13 protein-coding genes are annotated in these 16,686 nt (G+C 73.7%); 3 read left to right on the top strand and 10 right to left on the bottom strand.

The features are described 5' to 3' along the window. The first annotated feature begins 144 nt into the window (after nucleotides 1–144). Nucleotides 145–873, top strand: a complete 729-nt coding sequence (locus ACGFIM_RS30455) for a protein-L-isoaspartate(D-aspartate) O-methyltransferase (RefSeq protein WP_393207063.1) — start codon at nucleotides 145–147, stop codon at nucleotides 871–873. Between the two features lie 63 nt (nucleotides 874–936). On the opposite strand, the gene ACGFIM_RS30450 is transcribed toward ACGFIM_RS30455, so the two are convergent. From ACGFIM_RS30450 to ACGFIM_RS30440, 3 genes are all read right to left on the bottom strand, one after another. Beyond that, nucleotides 937–1,905: a CapA family protein gene (locus ACGFIM_RS30450; protein WP_393207060.1), complete on the bottom strand. Its 969-nt coding sequence runs from the start codon at nucleotides 1,903–1,905 to the stop codon at nucleotides 937–939. A gap of 150 nt (nucleotides 1,906–2,055) precedes the next feature. Next, on the bottom strand, nucleotides 2,056–2,913 hold the full coding sequence (locus ACGFIM_RS30445; protein ID WP_393207057.1) for an IclR family transcriptional regulator: 858 nt from the start codon (nucleotides 2,911–2,913) through the stop codon (nucleotides 2,056–2,058). A gap of 251 nt (nucleotides 2,914–3,164) precedes the next feature. Beyond that, nucleotides 3,165–4,031, bottom strand: coding sequence for an LLM class F420-dependent oxidoreductase (locus tag ACGFIM_RS30440; RefSeq protein WP_393207054.1), 867 nt, complete (start codon nucleotides 4,029–4,031; stop codon nucleotides 3,165–3,167). Nucleotides 4,032–4,190: 159 nt separating this feature from the next. Here ACGFIM_RS30440 and ACGFIM_RS30435 point away from each other — a divergent pair, with 159 nt between their 5' ends. Next, the gene (locus tag ACGFIM_RS30435; protein ID WP_393207051.1) at nucleotides 4,191–6,467 is read left to right on the top strand and encodes an FdhF/YdeP family oxidoreductase; all 2,277 of its coding nucleotides are present in this window, start codon (nucleotides 4,191–4,193) and stop codon (nucleotides 6,465–6,467) included. A gap of 12 nt (nucleotides 6,468–6,479) precedes the next feature. On the opposite strand, the gene ACGFIM_RS30430 is transcribed toward ACGFIM_RS30435, so the two are convergent. The 7 genes from ACGFIM_RS30430 to ACGFIM_RS30400 form a co-directional block, all read right to left on the bottom strand. Beyond that, complete coding sequence (locus ACGFIM_RS30430) at nucleotides 6,480–6,617, bottom strand: hypothetical protein (protein WP_393207048.1); 138 nt, start codon at nucleotides 6,615–6,617, stop codon at nucleotides 6,480–6,482. A 149-nt stretch (nucleotides 6,618–6,766) separates the two neighbouring features. Next, the gene (locus ACGFIM_RS30425; RefSeq protein WP_393207045.1) at nucleotides 6,767–8,020 is read right to left on the bottom strand and encodes an NAD(P)/FAD-dependent oxidoreductase; all 1,254 of its coding nucleotides are present in this window, start codon (nucleotides 8,018–8,020) and stop codon (nucleotides 6,767–6,769) included. 209 nt (nucleotides 8,021–8,229) lie between these two features. Beyond that, entirely contained in the window at nucleotides 8,230–9,747 is a 1,518-nt protein-coding gene (locus ACGFIM_RS30420; RefSeq protein WP_393207042.1) for a PucR family transcriptional regulator, read from the bottom strand. Nucleotides 9,748–9,817: 70 nt separating this feature from the next. Continuing rightward, on the bottom strand, nucleotides 9,818–10,147 hold the full coding sequence (locus ACGFIM_RS30415; protein ID WP_393207039.1) for a TraR/DksA family transcriptional regulator: 330 nt from the start codon (nucleotides 10,145–10,147) through the stop codon (nucleotides 9,818–9,820). 68 nt (nucleotides 10,148–10,215) lie between these two features. Then, nucleotides 10,216–11,109 (bottom strand): hypothetical protein, encoded by an 894-nt coding sequence (locus ACGFIM_RS30410; protein WP_393207036.1) that lies wholly within the window; start codon nucleotides 11,107–11,109, stop codon nucleotides 10,216–10,218. Nucleotides 11,110–11,928: 819 nt separating this feature from the next. Continuing rightward, entirely contained in the window at nucleotides 11,929–12,312 is a 384-nt protein-coding gene (locus ACGFIM_RS30405; protein ID WP_393207034.1) for a hypothetical protein, read from the bottom strand. A 261-nt stretch (nucleotides 12,313–12,573) separates the two neighbouring features. Continuing rightward, complete coding sequence (locus ACGFIM_RS30400) at nucleotides 12,574–15,138, bottom strand: ATP-dependent Clp protease ATP-binding subunit (protein ID WP_393207031.1); 2,565 nt, start codon at nucleotides 15,136–15,138, stop codon at nucleotides 12,574–12,576. A gap of 357 nt (nucleotides 15,139–15,495) precedes the next feature. Here ACGFIM_RS30400 and ACGFIM_RS30395 point away from each other — a divergent pair, with 357 nt between their 5' ends. Then, complete coding sequence (locus tag ACGFIM_RS30395; RefSeq protein ID WP_393207028.1) at nucleotides 15,496–16,680, top strand: substrate-binding domain-containing protein; 1,185 nt, start codon at nucleotides 15,496–15,498, stop codon at nucleotides 16,678–16,680. The last annotated feature ends 6 nt before the right edge of the window (nucleotides 16,681–16,686 follow it).

Genomic DNA, 16,686 nt, shown 5'->3' with positions numbered 1-16,686 from the left:
TCACGGGTAGGGGGCTCGTACGCCGGAAGGGACGCCGTACGGCACCCGAATCGGCGGGCGGCCCCGCCGCCCGCCGGCCTGGGCGGCCGGAGAACCCGGCCGCGTGGCGGGGAGACGGCCGGCGGTCGCTGGGGGGAGCGCGTGATGACGGCCGCGAGGGGCGCAGGGGACTCCCGCCTGCAGAGCCTGATCGAGGCGGCGAGGCGGGCAGGGGACCCGCACGCCCTGGAGCTGGCCGAGGCCGCCGAACGGGACTGCCGCGCCGCCCGCCTGGTGGTGGCGGCCGAGGAGGCCGGGGTACGCGACCTGCGCCTGCTCGCGGCCATCGCCGCGACGCCGCGCGAGCTGTTCGTGCCCCCGCGCTGGATGGCGCGCGCCTACGAGGACGAGCCCATTCCGCTCGACCACGGCCAGCCCACCAGCCAGCCGTCCCTGGTCGCCCAGATGATCGACACGCTGCGGCTGTCGGGCGGCGAGACCGTCCTGGAGATCGGCACCGGCTACGGCTACCAGACCGCGCTGCTGGCCCGGCTCGCCCGGCGCGTCTCCTCCATCGAACGCCTGCCCGACCTCGCCGCGCACGCCCGCGCCAACCTCGCCGCCGCGGGCATCACCGGCGTCGAGGTGCTGGTCGGGGACGGCGCCGCCGGGCTGCCCGAGCACGCGCCGTACGAGGGCATCATCGTCTCCGCCGCCGCCCCCGACGTGCCCGCCCCGCTGGCCGGGCAACTGGCCGAGGGCGGCCGCCTCGTCATGCCCGTCACGGGACAGATCGCCGACATCGTCACGCTCTTCACCAAGCGCCGCGGCCGGATCACGCGGATCCGCGAGCTGACACCCGCGTCCTTCGTCCCGCTCGTTTCCGGCCCGTAAGAGGAGCATGCCGCCGTCGCCGTCCCGGATGATCCGGTGGCGTCCGGACCGGGCGGTGCGGGGTCAGCGCAGGTCGACCAGGAGGCTGCCGTCCTCCCAGACGACCTTCGTGCCCAGCGCCGCGCAGGCTGCCGTGAAGCGGCTCGCCATCCAGGCCCGTTCCGCGCCTCTGGCCAGGGTCGTACGGCAGTAGTCGAGCTTGAGCGGCACCGCGCGCAGCTGGAGCGGGCCGAGCTGGTCGATGGTGACCAGGAACAGCAGCGACAGGTCGTTCCGCAGGCCGGGGTCGACGGCGTAGTCGTCGATGAAGTCGCCCATGTCGTACAGGACGGGCGGCGCGACCCCGTGCGGGACGTGCGCGGAGTGCCCGGCGATCAGCGTGGCGCCGGCGCCGGCGAGGATGCTCGCGGCGGACCTGATGTACGGCGGCGGCTCGGTCGTCATGTTCGGGCCCCAGTGCGGGCTGACCAGCACGACGTCCGCCTCCGCGCGCGCCCCGGCCACCGTGCCGGTCAGCCAGGACGGCACCCCGGAGGGCAGGTCGGCGTAGGCCACGCCAGGCCAGTCGGGCGTGGCCGCGAAGTCGTCGGGGTGGTCGGTCACGGAGATCACGGCCAGGCGCAGCCCGCCCACGTCGATCAGCACGGGCTCGCGTGCCCGGTCCAGGTCGGGACCGGCTCCGGCGGCGCGGATCTCGACCCGGTGCAGGTGGGCGAGGGTGTCGAGGAGCGCGTCGTACCCGAAGTCGAGCGCGTGGTTGTTGGCCAGCGTCACGCAGCCCACGCCCAGCTCGGCCAGCAGGTCGGCGGCTCGCGGCGGGCCGCGGAAGTGGAAGATCTTGCCCGGCGCGGGCCACGGGCTGCCGCGGTCGGACAGGCAGCATTCGAGGTTGAGCAGCGTGAGATCGGCCTCGGAGAGGTACGCGCGGACCGCGTCCGACACGTAGTCCCCGGGGTCGGCGGACCTCGCCAGCAGGTCGGCGACGCCCCGGCCGAGCATCGTGTCCCCCGCCAGCGCGAGCGTGACCGTCACCTCGCTCCTCTTCCCACCCCACCACCCCCAAACCCGGCCCGGCACGCCGTCCCCGCCTGCCGCGCGGCAGCGCGATCGTGACCACCTCGCCGGTCACCGCGCGCTCGCGCGGCCCCCGCGTGACGGCGGGCGGGGCCCTCCGCAGCACCACTACGACGCCGGGCCGGCCCCCGGGGGAGTGCGCGGGCGGGTGGCCTCGCGTACCCGCCCGTGCGGGCGCGGCGCCGGAGCCCCCGCAGAAGGTGCGCCGAGCGCGCGCGAGATGCTGCGCGCGGTCGTCGTCATCGCCGGGACCAGCGCGTGCGGCGAGGCGGAGCCGCTCGGCACGGTGATGCCGAGCGCCGCCACCACCTTGTCGCGCGGCCCCCTGATCGGCACGGCCACGGCCGTCACCCCGTAGGTGAGCTGGCTCTCCACGACCGCCACCCCCGTCCTGCGCACCTCGGCGAGGAAGCGCCGCAGCTCGTCGGGGTCGGTCAGCGTCTTCGCCGTGTAGCCGCGCAGTTCGCGGGCCAGCACCTCATCCTGGAACTCCTGCGGCGCGTACGCGAGCAGCACCAGCCCGGTGCCGGTGGCGTGCAGCGGCCAGCGCCCGCCCTGGCGGCTCGGCACGGGAACGGTGTCGCGGGCGCGCAGCGACTCGACGTGGATCACGGCGTGCCCGTCGGGCACGCCGAGGTGGATGTTGGCGCGCAGCGCGTGCTGGAGGTCGTGCAGGTACGGCAGCGCGATCTCGCGCAGCCGCCCGCCCTGGGGCGCCAGCGTGCCCAGCTCCAGGATGCGCAGCCCGATGCCGTACGTGCCGTCGCTGTGCCGGGTGAGCGCGCCCCAGCAGCACAGCTCGTTGAGCAGCCGGTGGGTGGTGCTGAGCGTGAGACCGGACCGGCGGCTGATCTCGCTGAGCGACAGCGCCAGGTTCTCGGCGTCGAACGCGCCGAGTATGGACAGCACGCGCTGTGCCGATGTCAGGCGATGGGACTCCGCGGACCGGTCTGCCAGGACAGTCACCTGCTCACCTGCCTGTCCGTTAATCGGGTTATGTGAGTGTTAACACAGGCTGTCCGCGCCGACAACTCACCGACGGTGCACACGAACCTCCCGGAATCGTCTTCCCGCGAAGCGCCTTGTCACCGGCTCGTGAACGCCACGCCGGCCGGCCATCGCAGGCCCGACACGGATGAGCGCTCGGCGAGCCCAGCAGGCCGCGCAGCGGCCTCCGCGGGGTGGCCTCCGCGGGGTGGCCGGGGCGGCGAGGCGGGTCAGCGGCGGAGGCCGAGGGCTTCGGCGGCGGTGGCCAGGGCGGCGAGGTGGTCGTCCACCGTGGCCAGCCCGGCCCGCATGGTGTCGATGGCGATGTGCGTCGCCCCGGACTCGCGCCACCGCCTCGCCAGCTCCGCCACCTCGTCGGCGTCGCCCCGCCAGGGGAGCCGCCCCTCCATGCCGAGCGCGGCCGGGTCACGCCCGGCCTGCGCGGCCGCCTCCTCGACCACCGCCTTGGCCTCGTCGAGGCGCGGCCCCGGCGACATCTGCGGGAACCAGCCGTCGGCCAGCCGCCCCGCACGCCGGTAGGCGGCCGGAGACTGGGCGCCGATCCAGACCGGGATCGGCCGCTGCACCGGCAGCGGCGCCAGCCCCGCCCCGGTGACCCGGTCGAACTCGCCCTCGAACGTGACCGTCTGCTCGGTCCACAGCCGCCGCATCAGCGCGATCTGCTCTTCGGCCCGGCGCCCCCGGGTGGAGAAGTCCTGGCCGAGGGCTTCGTACTCGACCCGGTTCCAGCCCAGACCGACGCCCAGGCGGAACCGTCCCTCGGTGAGCAGATCGACCTCCGCCGCCTGCTTGGCGACCAGCGCCGTCTGCCGCTGCGGCAGGATGATGATGCTGGTGACCAGCTCGAGCCTGGTGATCGCGGCGAGGTAGCCGAACATCACCAGCGGCTCGTGGAAGGTGGTGTGCACGTCGTACGGGCCGTCCCAGCCCTTGTGCACGTCGGGGTCCGCGCCGAGCACGTGGTCGAAGGCCATCACATGGGCGTAGCCGAGCTCCTCCACACCCTGGCCGTAGGCGCGCAGCGCGCCCACGTCGCCGCCGAGCTCGATCTGCGGGAAGACGACACCGATGCGCATGCGTACTGCCTCCAAGAAAGCACTCGATCAGATCAGCACCATCTTCACCGCATTGCACATCATTCACGTACGCGACGCTCCGGGCGGCCCCGCCCGGGGATGAGAGCTGTCGCGGACCGGCGGTAACCTACGCAGCGAGCCGCGAGGAGATGGTCACCGATGAACAGGGCCGAAGGCGACAAGCCTCTTCACGTCACGCCGCCCAAGACGTGGGCGGCCGGTCTGCCCGGCGTCACCCACGCGCTGCAGTACTCCCTGGGCCAGACCACCGTCCGGCGCACGGCGCTGACCCTGCTCAACGTCAACCAGACGGCCGGCATCGACTGCCCCGGCTGCGCCTGGCCGGAGCCGGGCCGCAGGCACCGCAACGAATACTGCGAGAACGGCGCCAAACACATCAGCGACGAGGCGACCTCGCGCCGGGTCACCCGCGACTTCTTCCGCGAGCATCCGATCTCCGAGCTGGCCGGCCGCAGCGACCAGTGGCTCAACCAGCAGGGCAGGCTCACCGAGCCCATGGTGAAGCGCCCCGGCGGCGACCACTACGAGCCGATCGGCTGGGACGAGGCGCTCGGCCTGCTCGCCGGCGAGCTGCGCACGCTCGACGACCCCGACCAGGCGCTCTTCTACACCTCGGGGCGGCTCGGCAACGAGGCCGCGTTCCTGCTGCAGCTCTTCGCCCGCGCGTACGGCACCAACAACCTGCCCGACTGCTCCAACATGTGCCACGAGTCCAGCGGCCACGCGCTCATCGAGACGCTGGGCGTCGGCAAGGGCAGCGTGAGCCTGCAGGACATCCACGACTGCGACCTGGTCTTCGTCGTCGGCCAGAACCCCGGCACCAACCACCCCCGCATGCTCTCCGCCCTGGAGCAGACCAAGCGCTCCGGCGGGCGCGTCGTCGCGGTCAACCCGCTGCCCGAGGCCGGGCTGATGCGGTTCAAGAACCCGCAGAAGCCGCGCGGCGTCATCGGGCGCGGCACCCGCATCGCCGACGAGTTCCTGCAGATCAGACCGGGCGGCGACCTCGCGCTCTTCCAGGTGCTCAACCTGCTGCTGCTCCAGGCCGAGGACGAGCGGCCCGGCAGCGTGCTCGACCGCGCCTTCATCGAGGCCCACACGACCGGGTTCGAGGAGTTCGCCGCGCACACGCGTACCCTCGGCTGGCCCGACCTGCTCGCCGCCACCGGCCTGGACCGCGCGCAGATCGAGCGCGTCCACGAGATGGTGCTGAGCAGCGAGAAGATCATCGTGTGCTGGGCGATGGGGCTGACCCAGCACAAGCACGGCGTCGCCACCATCCGCGAGATCGTCAACTTCCTGCTGCTGCGCGGCAACATCGGCCGCCCGGGCGCGGGCGTCTGCCCGGTGCGCGGCCACAGCAACGTGCAGGGCGACCGTACGATGGGCATCTGGGAACGCCCGCCGGAGTGGTTCCTCGACGCGCTGGAGAAGGAGTTCGGCTTCGCCCCGCCGCGCAAGCCCGGCTTCGACACGGTCGGCGCCATCCAGGCCATGCTGGACGGCCGTGCCCGCGTGTTCCTCGGCGTGGGCGGCAACTTCGTCCGCGCCACCCCCGACAGCGCCGTCACCGAGCGGGCCATGCGCGCCTGCCGGCTCACCGCCCACATCTCGACCAAGCTCAATCGCTCACACACCGTCTGCGGCGAGACCGCGCTCATCCTGCCCACGCTCGGCCGCAGCGACCGCGACGTGCAGGCGAGCGGCGAGCAGTTCGTGACGGTCGAAGACTCGATGAGCCAGGTCCACGCCTCCCGCGGCCGGCTCGAGCCCGCCTCGCCCCACCTGCTCAGCGAGGTCGCCATCATCAGCCGGCTCGCCCGCCGCGTCCTCGGCGACGACCCGGACATCCCGTGGGAGACGTTCGAGGCCGATTACGGCACCGTGCGCGACCGCATCTCCCGCGTCGTGCCCGGCTTCGAGGATTTCAACGCGCGTGTCGCCGATCCCGGCGGCTTCCGCCTGCCCAACCCGGTCAACGAGCGGGTCTTCCGCACCGCGAGCGGCAAGGCCGTCTTCACCGCCAACGCCTTCACCAAGCTGGAGGCCCCGCCCGGCCACCTCATCCTGCAGACGCTGCGCTCCCACGACCAGTGGAACACCGTCCCCTACTCCGACGACGACCGCTACCGCGGCATCCGCAACAGCCGCCGCGTCGTGCTCGTCAACCCCGACGACCTGGCCGAGCTGGGCTTCGCCGACCGCGACGTGGTGGACCTCGTCGGCGTCTGGCACGACGGCGTCGAGCGCCGCGCGCCCGGCTTCACCGTGGTCGCCTATCCGGCCGCGCGCGGCTCGGCCGCCGCCTACTACCCGGAGACGAACGTCCTGGTGCCGCTCGACAGCGTGGCCGACGGCAGCAACACCCCGACCTCGAAGTCGGTCGTCGTCCGGCTGGAGCGCCCCGCGCCGTAGTCGCGGGCGCTCTCAGCCCAGGTCACGGGTGATCAGCGCGAACGAGACCGCGCCCATGAACGCGTACGTGAGCGTCAGCAGCACCGTCCCCGCCACGATCAGCAGGCGGCGGCTCAGCGGCGGCCTCCCCGACATGTCGTCGTCGTGCATAACCGGACGTTAGCATCCGATCACCCCGGGTCACCGGGAAAAGCGAGGAAAGCCGGTCAACGGCCGCGCCGGAGTGTGAGGCCGCCCCGAGGGCGCGATGCCGCGCACCGCGCCGGACCCGCCTCGGGGCGGAGCTCCAGGGGGCGGGCTCAGCGCAGGGGGTCGAACTCGCGCAGCGCGGCGGGCTGCTTGCCCGTGGTGATCTGCTCGGCCAGCAGCCGCCCGGTGGCCGGGCCGTGGGTCATGCCCCACATGCCGTGCCCGCCCGCGACGTACACGCCGGGCATCCGGGTCGCGCCGACCAGCGGGCGACCGTCCGGCGTCACCGGCCGCGGACCCACCCAGACGTCGGTGCGCTCCTCCCACCGGACACCGTCGAGCAGCGGCCGCGCCGAGGCGATGATCGCCTCCAGCCGGGCCGGCACCAGCGGCGCGTCGGGGGAGCGGAACTCCATCGTCCCGGCCACCCGCAGCTTCCCCTGGTACGGCGTGCACGCCACCCGCACCTCCGGCAGGTAGATCGGCCCGGGGACGGGACGGTCGACCGGCACCGTGAAGGAGTAGCCGCGGCCCGCCCGGACCGGCGTGCGCACGCCCCACTTCGCGGCCAGGCGCGGCAGCCACGCCCCGGTCGCCACGACCACCGCGTCCGCCGTCAGCGTCGTGCCCTTGGACGAGGCCACGGTGATCTTCCTGCCGTCGGCGCGCACGTCGGTGACCTCGAAGGCGTATACCGTCGCGCCCCGCTTCATCACCGCGTCGCCGAGCGCGTGCACGAACGCACCGGGATCGACGTACCGCTCGCCGTCGAGCCGCACGCCCGCGGTCAGCGCATCGGAGGCGAGCGGCACGTACTCCACCAGCTGTTCCCTGCCGAGCGGGGCGTGTGGGACCTGCTGCCCGGCGGCGGAGATGCGGCGCAGCTCGCTGAGCAGCGCCCGCGCCTGCTTCGGCGTGCGGAACGCCGCCGTGATCGGGGCGTGCACGAGCGGCGCGCGTACGCCGTTGTACGTGAGCACGTCGAACGCCTCGATGCTCTCCTCGTTGAGCGGCAGGTTGGCCCGCACGGCCCGGGTCCACGACGGCCACCGGCAGTTGGCGGCGAACTTCAGCAGGAACGACCACAGCCCCGGGTCGAGCGTGACGGGAACGTGCAGCGGAGCGGAGGGGTTCAGCAGCGAGCGCAGCCCGTACCGCAGCACGGACGGCTCGTTCAGCGGGATGGCCAGCCCGGGGGAGATCCACCCGGCGTTGCCCCAGGACGCACCGGCCGCCACGCCCTTGCGATCGACGACCTCGACCTCGACCCCGCGTTCCTGCAGGAACCACGCCGTCGACAGGCCGACGATGCCCGCGCCCACCACGATCACCTTGCGCGGCCAGCCGCTGGTGCCGTCGACCATGACGCCGTCTCCTCTCGGCTCTCGGAAGACTCGCTTACGGTGACAGGATGACCGCCGCCGGGCGGGTGAGCGCTGTGCGATGAGGACAATTCGGTCGCGCGAATTGTGCGCCCGTCACAACCGCGTCGCTTACCGCGCGCGGATGGTGCGTCGCTTGGAGACCCGTGTCGCGCGCCGAGCGCGAACGGCGCGTCCCCCCGCAACCCGTGTCACTCGCCGAGTGCGGCGAGTTGGATGATCATGGCGAGGCGCTGGCGGGCGTCGTCCAGGTCGAGCGGGGTGATCTCGCCGATCTTGCGCAGCCGGTTCCTGACCGTGTTGGGGTGCACGCCGAGCCGCTCCGCCGCCGCCACCGGGTCGCCCTGCGCCTCCAGCCAGGCCCGCAGCGTCGCCACATAGCGGGTGCCGTGGCGGGCGTCGTGCCGCCGCAGCTCGCCGACCGGGCCACGCGCCGGAGTCCTCCCGGTACGCGCGGCCGCCCGCAGCCGCTGCAGCAGGATGTCGCCCCACGACTCGTCGTACACCGGCGGCGCGCCGCCCGCGCTCTCGTGCAGCGCCAGGCACTCGTCCGCCTCCTGCCGCCCGGCGGGCAGCTCCGCCGCCCCGGCCGGAGCGCCGATCCCGGCCACCAGCTCCACCTCGGGGGGCAGCGCCGCCTGCAGCGCCGCCACCCACGCCAGCGCGCCCTGCGCCTCCTCGCCCGGCAGGATCGTGTACAGCGTGTTGCCGAGCAGCGTGCTGCGGCCCGGCCGCGACCAGCCGAACCCCGTGGTCGCCCGGTCGAAGGCCAGCAGCAGCGCCGCCGCCCGGTCCCTCGCGGCGCCCGCGCGTACCGCGATGACCCGCATCGGCCCCGGCGCCAGCCCGAGCTGGCTCAGCGCGGTCGCCGCGTCGGCGCTGCCCTCCAGCAGCCGGATCACCAGGTCGGACTCCACCTGCCGCTCCAGGTCCGCGCTCGCGCGCGAGCGCAGCAGGTGAAGCGCCACCGTACGCGCCCCGTCGGACAGCGCGGTCAGCCGCTGGCCCGTCAGCGGCCGGTCGCACGTCGCCCACACCGTGCCCAGCACGTCACGTCCGGCCCGCGCCGCCACCGCCATCCGCCCCGTCAGCCCGTGCTCGGGATCCGGCTCCACGAAGATCGGCTCATCGGACGCGGCCAGCCGGGCCAGCACCCCGCGCGCCTCGAACAGCTCGCGCAGCCGCTCGGGCACCTGCCGGGCCAGGATCGTCTCGAGCCGGGCCGGGTCGCCCGCCTGCTGCGAGCGCGAATACGCCAGCACCCGCGACAGCCGGTCCTCGATCGTCACCGCCGCCCCCACCACGTCGGCCAGGCTGTCGGCCAGCGCGAACAGGTCCGTCGGCCCCCGCCCCGACTCGGTCTCCCTGCCTTCGAGCACCAGCCCGTACACGATCCCCGCGAGCTGGCTCCACGACACCGCCGGATCCACCAGCAGCACCGCCACCCCCGCATCCTGCGGCACCTCGCGCGCCGCCCCATCGCCCGCGCGCACCAGCACCGCCGCCGCGCGTGCCTCCCGCGCCCACGCGATCGCCTCCGCCACCGAGGCCGCGCCCACCGCCAGCAGCACGTCGCCCACCACCTGGCGCTCGTCCGCGGGGTCCGGCATCGCCACACTGCGCAGCTGCACCGTGCGGGCGTCCGTCCTGCCGGCCAGGCGCACGCCGTACCCGCCCAGCACGTTCACCAGGCGGTCCAGTCTGACCACGGGCGTTCGACCTCCGTGCTCGGGGTGGCGGGACGGCCCTTCGGCCGCCCCGCCACGCAGTCTGCCCGCCTCAGGCGGCTTCGTACCGACGCTGGCAGGTGATGCAGAGCTTGGCCAGCGGCCTGATCTTCAACCGCTCGTACGGGATCTCCGCCTCGCAGTCCGAGCAGCGGCCGTACGTGCCGTCCTTGACGCGCTCCAGCGCCTGCGACAGCTCGGCGATCGCGCGGTCGGCCGCCGCCAGGTTCACCATCAGCTCCTGGTACTGGGCGTCCGCGCCCGTGCCGCCCTCCGCCTCGGCCTGCAGGCCGAGCAGCTGGCGGCTACGCCGTTCGAGCTGCTGCTGCAGCTCCTCGCGCAGCTCCTGAAGCTGCACGCTGCTGAGGTGAGAAACGGTCATGACGATTCCCCTTTCTAGAGGACTGTTGTGGGGGGACTGGCTTGTGGGGGCGCCGGGCGCCGGCGCGTTCATCGGCCGTGCCGGGTGATGCGCGGCAGGAGGTCCGGTCGCCGGGCTAGGTAGGACAGGCCGCGGACGGTCGCGTGCTCGGGCTCCGGCGCCGCGTGGACCGGCATGCGCAGGGCCTGCCGCAGGCGCTGCAACAGCCGCTCCTGCCGGGCGCCGCCTCCCGTGACGACCAGGGAGGGTACGGCCCGGCGCACGTCGCCGGGCAGCCGCCGCACCAGCGCCGCGGTCATCTCCACGACCCCGTCCAGTGCGTACGGTGGCAGCCCCGTGCCTGTCGTGGCCCCGAGCTGCAGCGCGGCCGCGTCGCGCACCACGCCGCCGCGCACCGCCACGGCCTCCACGATTCCCGCGCCCACGTCCAGCAGCAGGAACGGCCGCGGCCCCGCCACGTCCAGCCCCGCTCCCGCGGCGGCCGCCACCGGCTCGTCCACCAGCCACACGGGGGCAGCGGCCGGATCGCCGGCCCCGCTCGCCCTCGTCTCGGCAAGGGCGGCGGGTGCCGCGGCGGCCTCGCGCCGGGCGGCCGGTGCGGCGGTGGCCTCGAGCACAGCGCGTGCGGTGGCTTCGTGCGCGGCGGCGGGTGCGGTGGCTTCGTGCGCGGCGATCGCCTCGCGTACGGCGGTGTGCACGGCGCGGCGGTCACTCTGGGTCGCCGCCAGCGGAACGCCCACCAGCACCCCTTCCAAGGGCTCGCCGTCGGGAGGTCTGGCGTCCTGGAGCGCCTCGCGTACCAGCCGGAGGCACGCGGACGGGTCGGCGACCATGCCGTGACGAAGCGGGCGTACCCAGGCATTGGAGTCCTGGGACGAAGCGGCGGGCACCTCCGTCGGACGATCGGCGATGGCGTCCCCGCGCGAGGTACGGGTGCGCGCCGTACCAAGGTCCAACGCCACGAACCCGCACCCGTATTTCACGGACCGCGCTGCCGGGCTCATGCCCCGCCTCCTGAGCGATCCCACCGGACGCGGCCCGTCCGTTCCTGCGATGACCTGATCACGGCCATGACTGACTGACTCCTTGCTGTGACGATGACGACGCGGAACGGCACGACCACCGCCCCACGGACACGACCGGCCGCCCCTCCTCCCACCGCCAACCCGCACAGGCCCAGGCGCCGGCACCCAGCCCAGGGCCGGCACCCCGCGCAAGGGCCGGCGTCGGCACCCGCACAGCGGCTGGTGCCGGCACCCCGCTGGCCGCGCCACGGCTCCCGTCGCCAGGACGCCGCAAGCAGCCGAATCCGGAGCCGGAGCCCGGCAGCTTGTGCCGGAGCCGGGCAGGCCGACGGCTTGTGCCGGAGCCGGGCAGGTCGCGGCCACGCGCCAGGCGCGCGCAGGGCACGGCGCCGGACCTCCGCTCAGGGAGCGAGTGCCGGACCTCCGCTCAGGGAGCGAGTGCCGGACCTCCGCGCAGGAGTGAGCGCCGGCCTCCGAGCCGGTGAGGCGGCCGGGTGCCTGTGTTCACCTGTGGGTCAGCCGATGCCCGGCATCGTCAGCGCCGGTCGGCCGCGCGCTGCGGTACGACCGGGCACGCCGGACATCCGGCCGCGCCGAAGGCGTGCCGGCGCCCCGCCATCGGGTCCCCTGGCCACCGAGTGCCGGAGACCCGCGTCGGCGCGGCGCGTCCGGTCGGAGGATGCGCGAGCGGGGCCTGCCCAGGGCATGGGCCAGGCCGGGCTGAGGATGCCGCGGGTTGCGAAAAGAGAGGAGGGGTCAAGAGAGCGGCGGGCTGCGCGAACCCGCGGTGCGGTGTCCGACCTGCTGCGGGTCGCGGATCGCCGGGCCCTCGGCACCAGGCGAGGGCAGGAGCGCCAGGTGGGCGGCCTCGTTGTTACGCGTGCCGCGCAACGGCGGCCACAGCGACAGCGTGTGGTGCTCACGGGCGTTGCCCGCCTGCGGTGGCAGGCTGGACAGCTTCTCCTTGTACGCGCCCGCGAGCCACACCTGCCCGGCGGACGCACCGGACAGGCCCGCCTGGCCGCCGCCGTACCAGGCGACGGACAACGCGCCGGCCACCAGCAGGGACAGCAGGACCAGGCCCATCACGCCGCCGCGCGGCGAGATGAACCCCCGTGAGGTGAGCCCCGGTCCCGTCATACGGCCGACCATAGCCCAGGAAGTGCGAAAAGGCATGCCCCGCCTTTCCGGACCGCACCCGAGCCGGCGCCATCTCGCCCGGTGCCTGCGCTATCGCGGGTGGGTGTCGGGGGCGTCTGCGAGCCGCCGCGCCTGCGCACCTGAAAGGGCGCACCCGATGTGCCCGCCTGAGCCCCAGTCTGGAGAGGATCCCGGAGTCCGGGCCCGGGGACCGAGACCACGCCGGCCGAAGCCCCGAGCCCGAAGGCTCGGGGCTTGCGGTCAGAGGTAGTGGCCGATGTTCTCTTCCCGCCGGTCCTGCGGCGAGCGGGGCGTCGCCTTGGCGACCGCGTTCGGGCGGGTATCAGGGCCGGCCTCGGCGCCCTGGTCGAGGACGGTGATGGTGAGGTCGTCGTCCCGGACGGCGACGTGCGCGCGCTGCCCCTCGCGGAGCGTCCCGTTGAGCAGCATCCGCGAGAACGTGTTGTCCAGCGTCCGCTGGATCATCCGGCGCAGCGGCCGGGCGCCGAAGGCCGGCTGGTAGCCCTCCCGGGCCAGCCAGTCGATCGCCGCGTCCTCCATCTCCAGCTCCACGCCCTGCGCGTGCAGCCGCCGCCTGGTCTCCTCCAGCAGTAGCGAGGTGATCTCGCGGAGCTGCTCGGCGTCCAGGCCGCGGAACATGATGATCTCGTCGATCCGGTTCAGGAACTCGGGCCTGAACCGCTGCTGCAGCAGCCGCATGAGCTGGCCGCGCAGCTCGCGCGAGGCATCGCCGGGGTGGGACATGATGAGGTCGGCGCCGATGTTCGACGTCATGATCAGCACGCTGTTCCTGAAGTCGACCGTACGGCCCTGCGAGTCGGTCAGCCGCCCGTCGTCCATCACCTGCAGCAGCAGGTTGAACACGTCGGTGTGCGCCTTCTCGATCTCGTCGAGCAGGATCACCGAGTACGGCCTGCGCCGCACCTGCTCGGTGAGCTGCCCCGCCTCCTCGTAGCCGACGTAGCCGGGCGGCGCGCCGACGAGCCGGGAGACCGTGTGCCGCTCCTGGAACTCGCTCATGTCCAGCCGGATCATCCGGTCTTGTTCGCCGAAGAGCGCCTCGGCCAGGGCCCTGGCCAGCTCGGTCTTGCCGACGCCGGTCGGGCCGAGGAACAGGAACGAGCCGATCGGCCGGTTGGGGTCGCTCATCCCGGCGCGGGACCGGCGCACGGCCTCGGCGACCGCCCGTACCGCCTCGTCCTGGCCGACGACCCGCCGGTGCAGGTGCTCTTCGAGGCCCAGCAGGCGCTCGCGCTCCTCCTGGGTGAGCTGGGCGACGGGGATGCCGGTGGCGCGGGAGACGACCTCGGCGATGTCCTCAGGGGTGACCTCGGCGAAGCCGCAGCGGTTGTCCTTGGCCTGCTCGATGCGGGCCTTGAGCTCGGCGATCTCGTCGCGCAGCTCGCGGGCGCGATCGTAGTCCTCGCGTTCGACCGCCTGGTCCTTCTCGCGCTGCCGGTGCTCCAGGTCCTCCTCCAGCTCGCGGGTGCCCGCCGGGGTGGTCCTGGTACGCAACGCGACCCTGGCCCCCGCCTGGTCCATGAGGTCGATGGCCTTGTCGGGCAGGAACCGGTCGGAGATGTAGCGGTCGGACAGCTCCGCCGCGGCCACCAGCGCGTCGTCGGTGAACTTGACCTGGTGGTGCGCCTCGTACCGGTCGCGCAGGCCGCGCATGATCTCGATGGTGTCCTCGACGGTCGGCTCGGGCACCAGGATGGGCTGGAAGCGGCGTTCGAGCGCGGCGTCCTTCTCGATGTACTTGCGGTACTCGTCGAGCGTGGTCGCGCCGATGACGTGCAGCTCGCCGCGGGCGAGCGCGGGCTTGAGCATGTTGGAGGCGTCGATCGCGCCCTCCGCGCCGCCGGCGCCGACGATCGTGTGCAGCTCGTCGATGAAGATGATCAGCTCCTCGCTGTGGGCGCGGATCTCCTCCATCAGCTTGCTCAGCCGTTCCTCGAACTCGCCGCGGTACTTGGTCCCCGCGACCAGGCCGGCCACGTCGAGCTGCACCACGCGCTTGCCGCGCAGCGTGTCGGGCACCTCGCCGCTGACGATGCGCTGCGCGAGGCCCTCGACGATCGCGGTCTTGCCCACGCCGGGCTCGCCGAGCAGCACAGGGTTGTTCTTGGTACGCCGCGACAGCACCTCGACCGCCTGCGTGATCTCGTCGTCCCTGCCGATCACGGGGTCGATGCCGCCCTCGTTGGCGGCGGCCGTCAGGTCGTTGCCGAACTGGTCCAGCGTCGGCGTGCTGCTCGGCTGCGGCGGCTGGTGCGGCATCTGCTCGGCGGCGCTCTTGCCCTCCTGGATGAACGACTCGGGCGTGAGCCGGGCGTGGCGCAGCAGCCGCCCGGCCACCGACAGCGGGTTGGCCGACAGCGCGAGCACCAGGTGCTGCGCCCCGATGTACGACGCCGCCGTGGCCCTTGCCACCTGGCGCGCGTCCAGCAGGGCGCGCTTGGCGGCGGGCGCGAGGCGTACCGGGCCCTCGCGCGGCTCGCGCTTGTCGGCGGTCTGCTCGACCTCTCTGGCCAGCGCCTCCGGATCGGCCCCTGCGTTCTCCAGCATCGCCCGGGTCGACTCCACCTGGGTGGCGGCCCACAGCAGGTGCTCGGTGTCGAGGTAGTCGGCGCCCCACGAGGCCGCCTTCTGGGCGGCGGTGCGCAGCAACTCGATGGCGTCCTCGCTGAGCAGCCGTTCGAGGTCGACCCGCCGGCTGTACGGCGGCGGCCCGAACCCGAAGAACCTGGCCAGCAATTCGTCCATGGGGCCATATCCGTAGTGCCAGTAATCACCAGAGGTCATGGGTCCCCCCTTCATGACGTCGCTTCCGGGCCGCCTACCCCTGGCCGTACGCCGTAAGCACGGCGATTCTGCTGGTGGGCGGACGAGGGGCGATCCCGCTTCTGCTCGTGGGCGCATGGGCGCGAATGCGTGGCGGAGGCGCCGACGAGGCCCGCGAGGATCGGCCGCGCGGGACCCCGGCGCTCCCGGCTGCCAGGGTGATCAAGGCGCACTACGGTAGGCGGGGCGGCGTGGCGGCCGGTACCGGCCCGAGGCCTGATCACGTCCGAGGGCCGTCACAAACGAATCATGTCTGTTACTTGTTAATTCACCTTTGATCAGTTTCGATCGGTACTATGGCCGTCGGCAAGGAGGAGTATGACCAACGTGGCCACGGGCGCATCACCTGCCGAAGACCAGGACGAGGAGCGAAACGGCCGAGCCGCCGACACGCGCGCCGGCTCCGACGCGGCGGGCAGGCTGCCGGACGAGCGGCGCAACCGGCTGGTCGAGCTGCTGCGGCGGCGCGGCATCATGCGCGTGCACGACCTGGCCACCGAGCTGGCGGTGTCGGCGATCACCATCAGGCGCGACATCACGCTCCTCGCCGAAGAGGGCGTCATCCGCCGGGTACGCGGCGGCGCCGCGCTCACCGAGCCGCCCGCGCCCGAGCCGCAGCCCGCACGCGAGCCGTCGGAGGCCCCCGCCCAGCAGGGCAGCCCGCTCACGGTGGGCATGGTCGTGCCCTCGCTCGACTACTACTACCCCGACGTGATCCGCGGCGTGCGCGAGGCCGCGGCGGAGGCGGGGGTGCGGGTGGTGCTGCGCGGGGCCACGTACCAGGTGGCGGACGAGCGCCGCCAGCTCGCCTCGCTCATCGAGTCCGTCGGCGTGGACGGGCTGCTGGTCGCGCCCACCACCGAGAGCGACGAGGGCGAGGAGCTGGTCCGCTGGCTGCACTCGGCGGGGGTGCCGGTGGTGCTGATCGAGCGGGCCGCGGCCGTCGGGCCCTACCGGGAGGCCATGGAGTCGGTCGTCAGCGACCATGCGCTCGGCGCGGCGATGGCCGTACGCCACCTCGCCGTGCTCGGGCACCGCAGGGTCGGGCTGATCACCACGATCAGCAGCCCCACGGCCCCGCACGTGCGCGCCGGCTGGCGGCAGGCCTGCGAGGAGCTGGGGCTGGAGATGGAGGGCACGCCCCAGGCCCGTACGGTGGACCGCCGCGACCCCGGCTGGGCTCAGGCGCTCGACGACGTGCTCGACGCCTGCCTGGCCTCCGGCACCAGGGCGCTGCTCGTGCACTCGGACCCCGAGGCCATCTCGCTGGTCGAGCGGTGCCAGGACCGCGGCATCCGGGTGCCGGAGGACCTGGCGGTGGTCACGTACGACGACGAGGTGGCCGAGCTGTGCGACCCGCCGCTCACCGCGATCCGGCCGCCGAAGAACGACATCGGGCGGGCCGCGTTCACGCTGCTCCTCGAACGCCTGCGCAACCCCGACAGGCCCGCGCACCGCGTCGTGGTCGGGCCGCAGCTCATCGTCCGCGAGTCGTCCTCCTGACCCGCC

The organism is Nonomuraea sp. NPDC049309 (assembly GCF_043196965.1).
Lineage (GTDB): Bacteria > Actinomycetota > Actinomycetes > Streptosporangiales > Streptosporangiaceae > Nonomuraea > Nonomuraea fastidiosa.
This window is presented reverse-complemented; position numbering and strand designations above follow the sequence as displayed.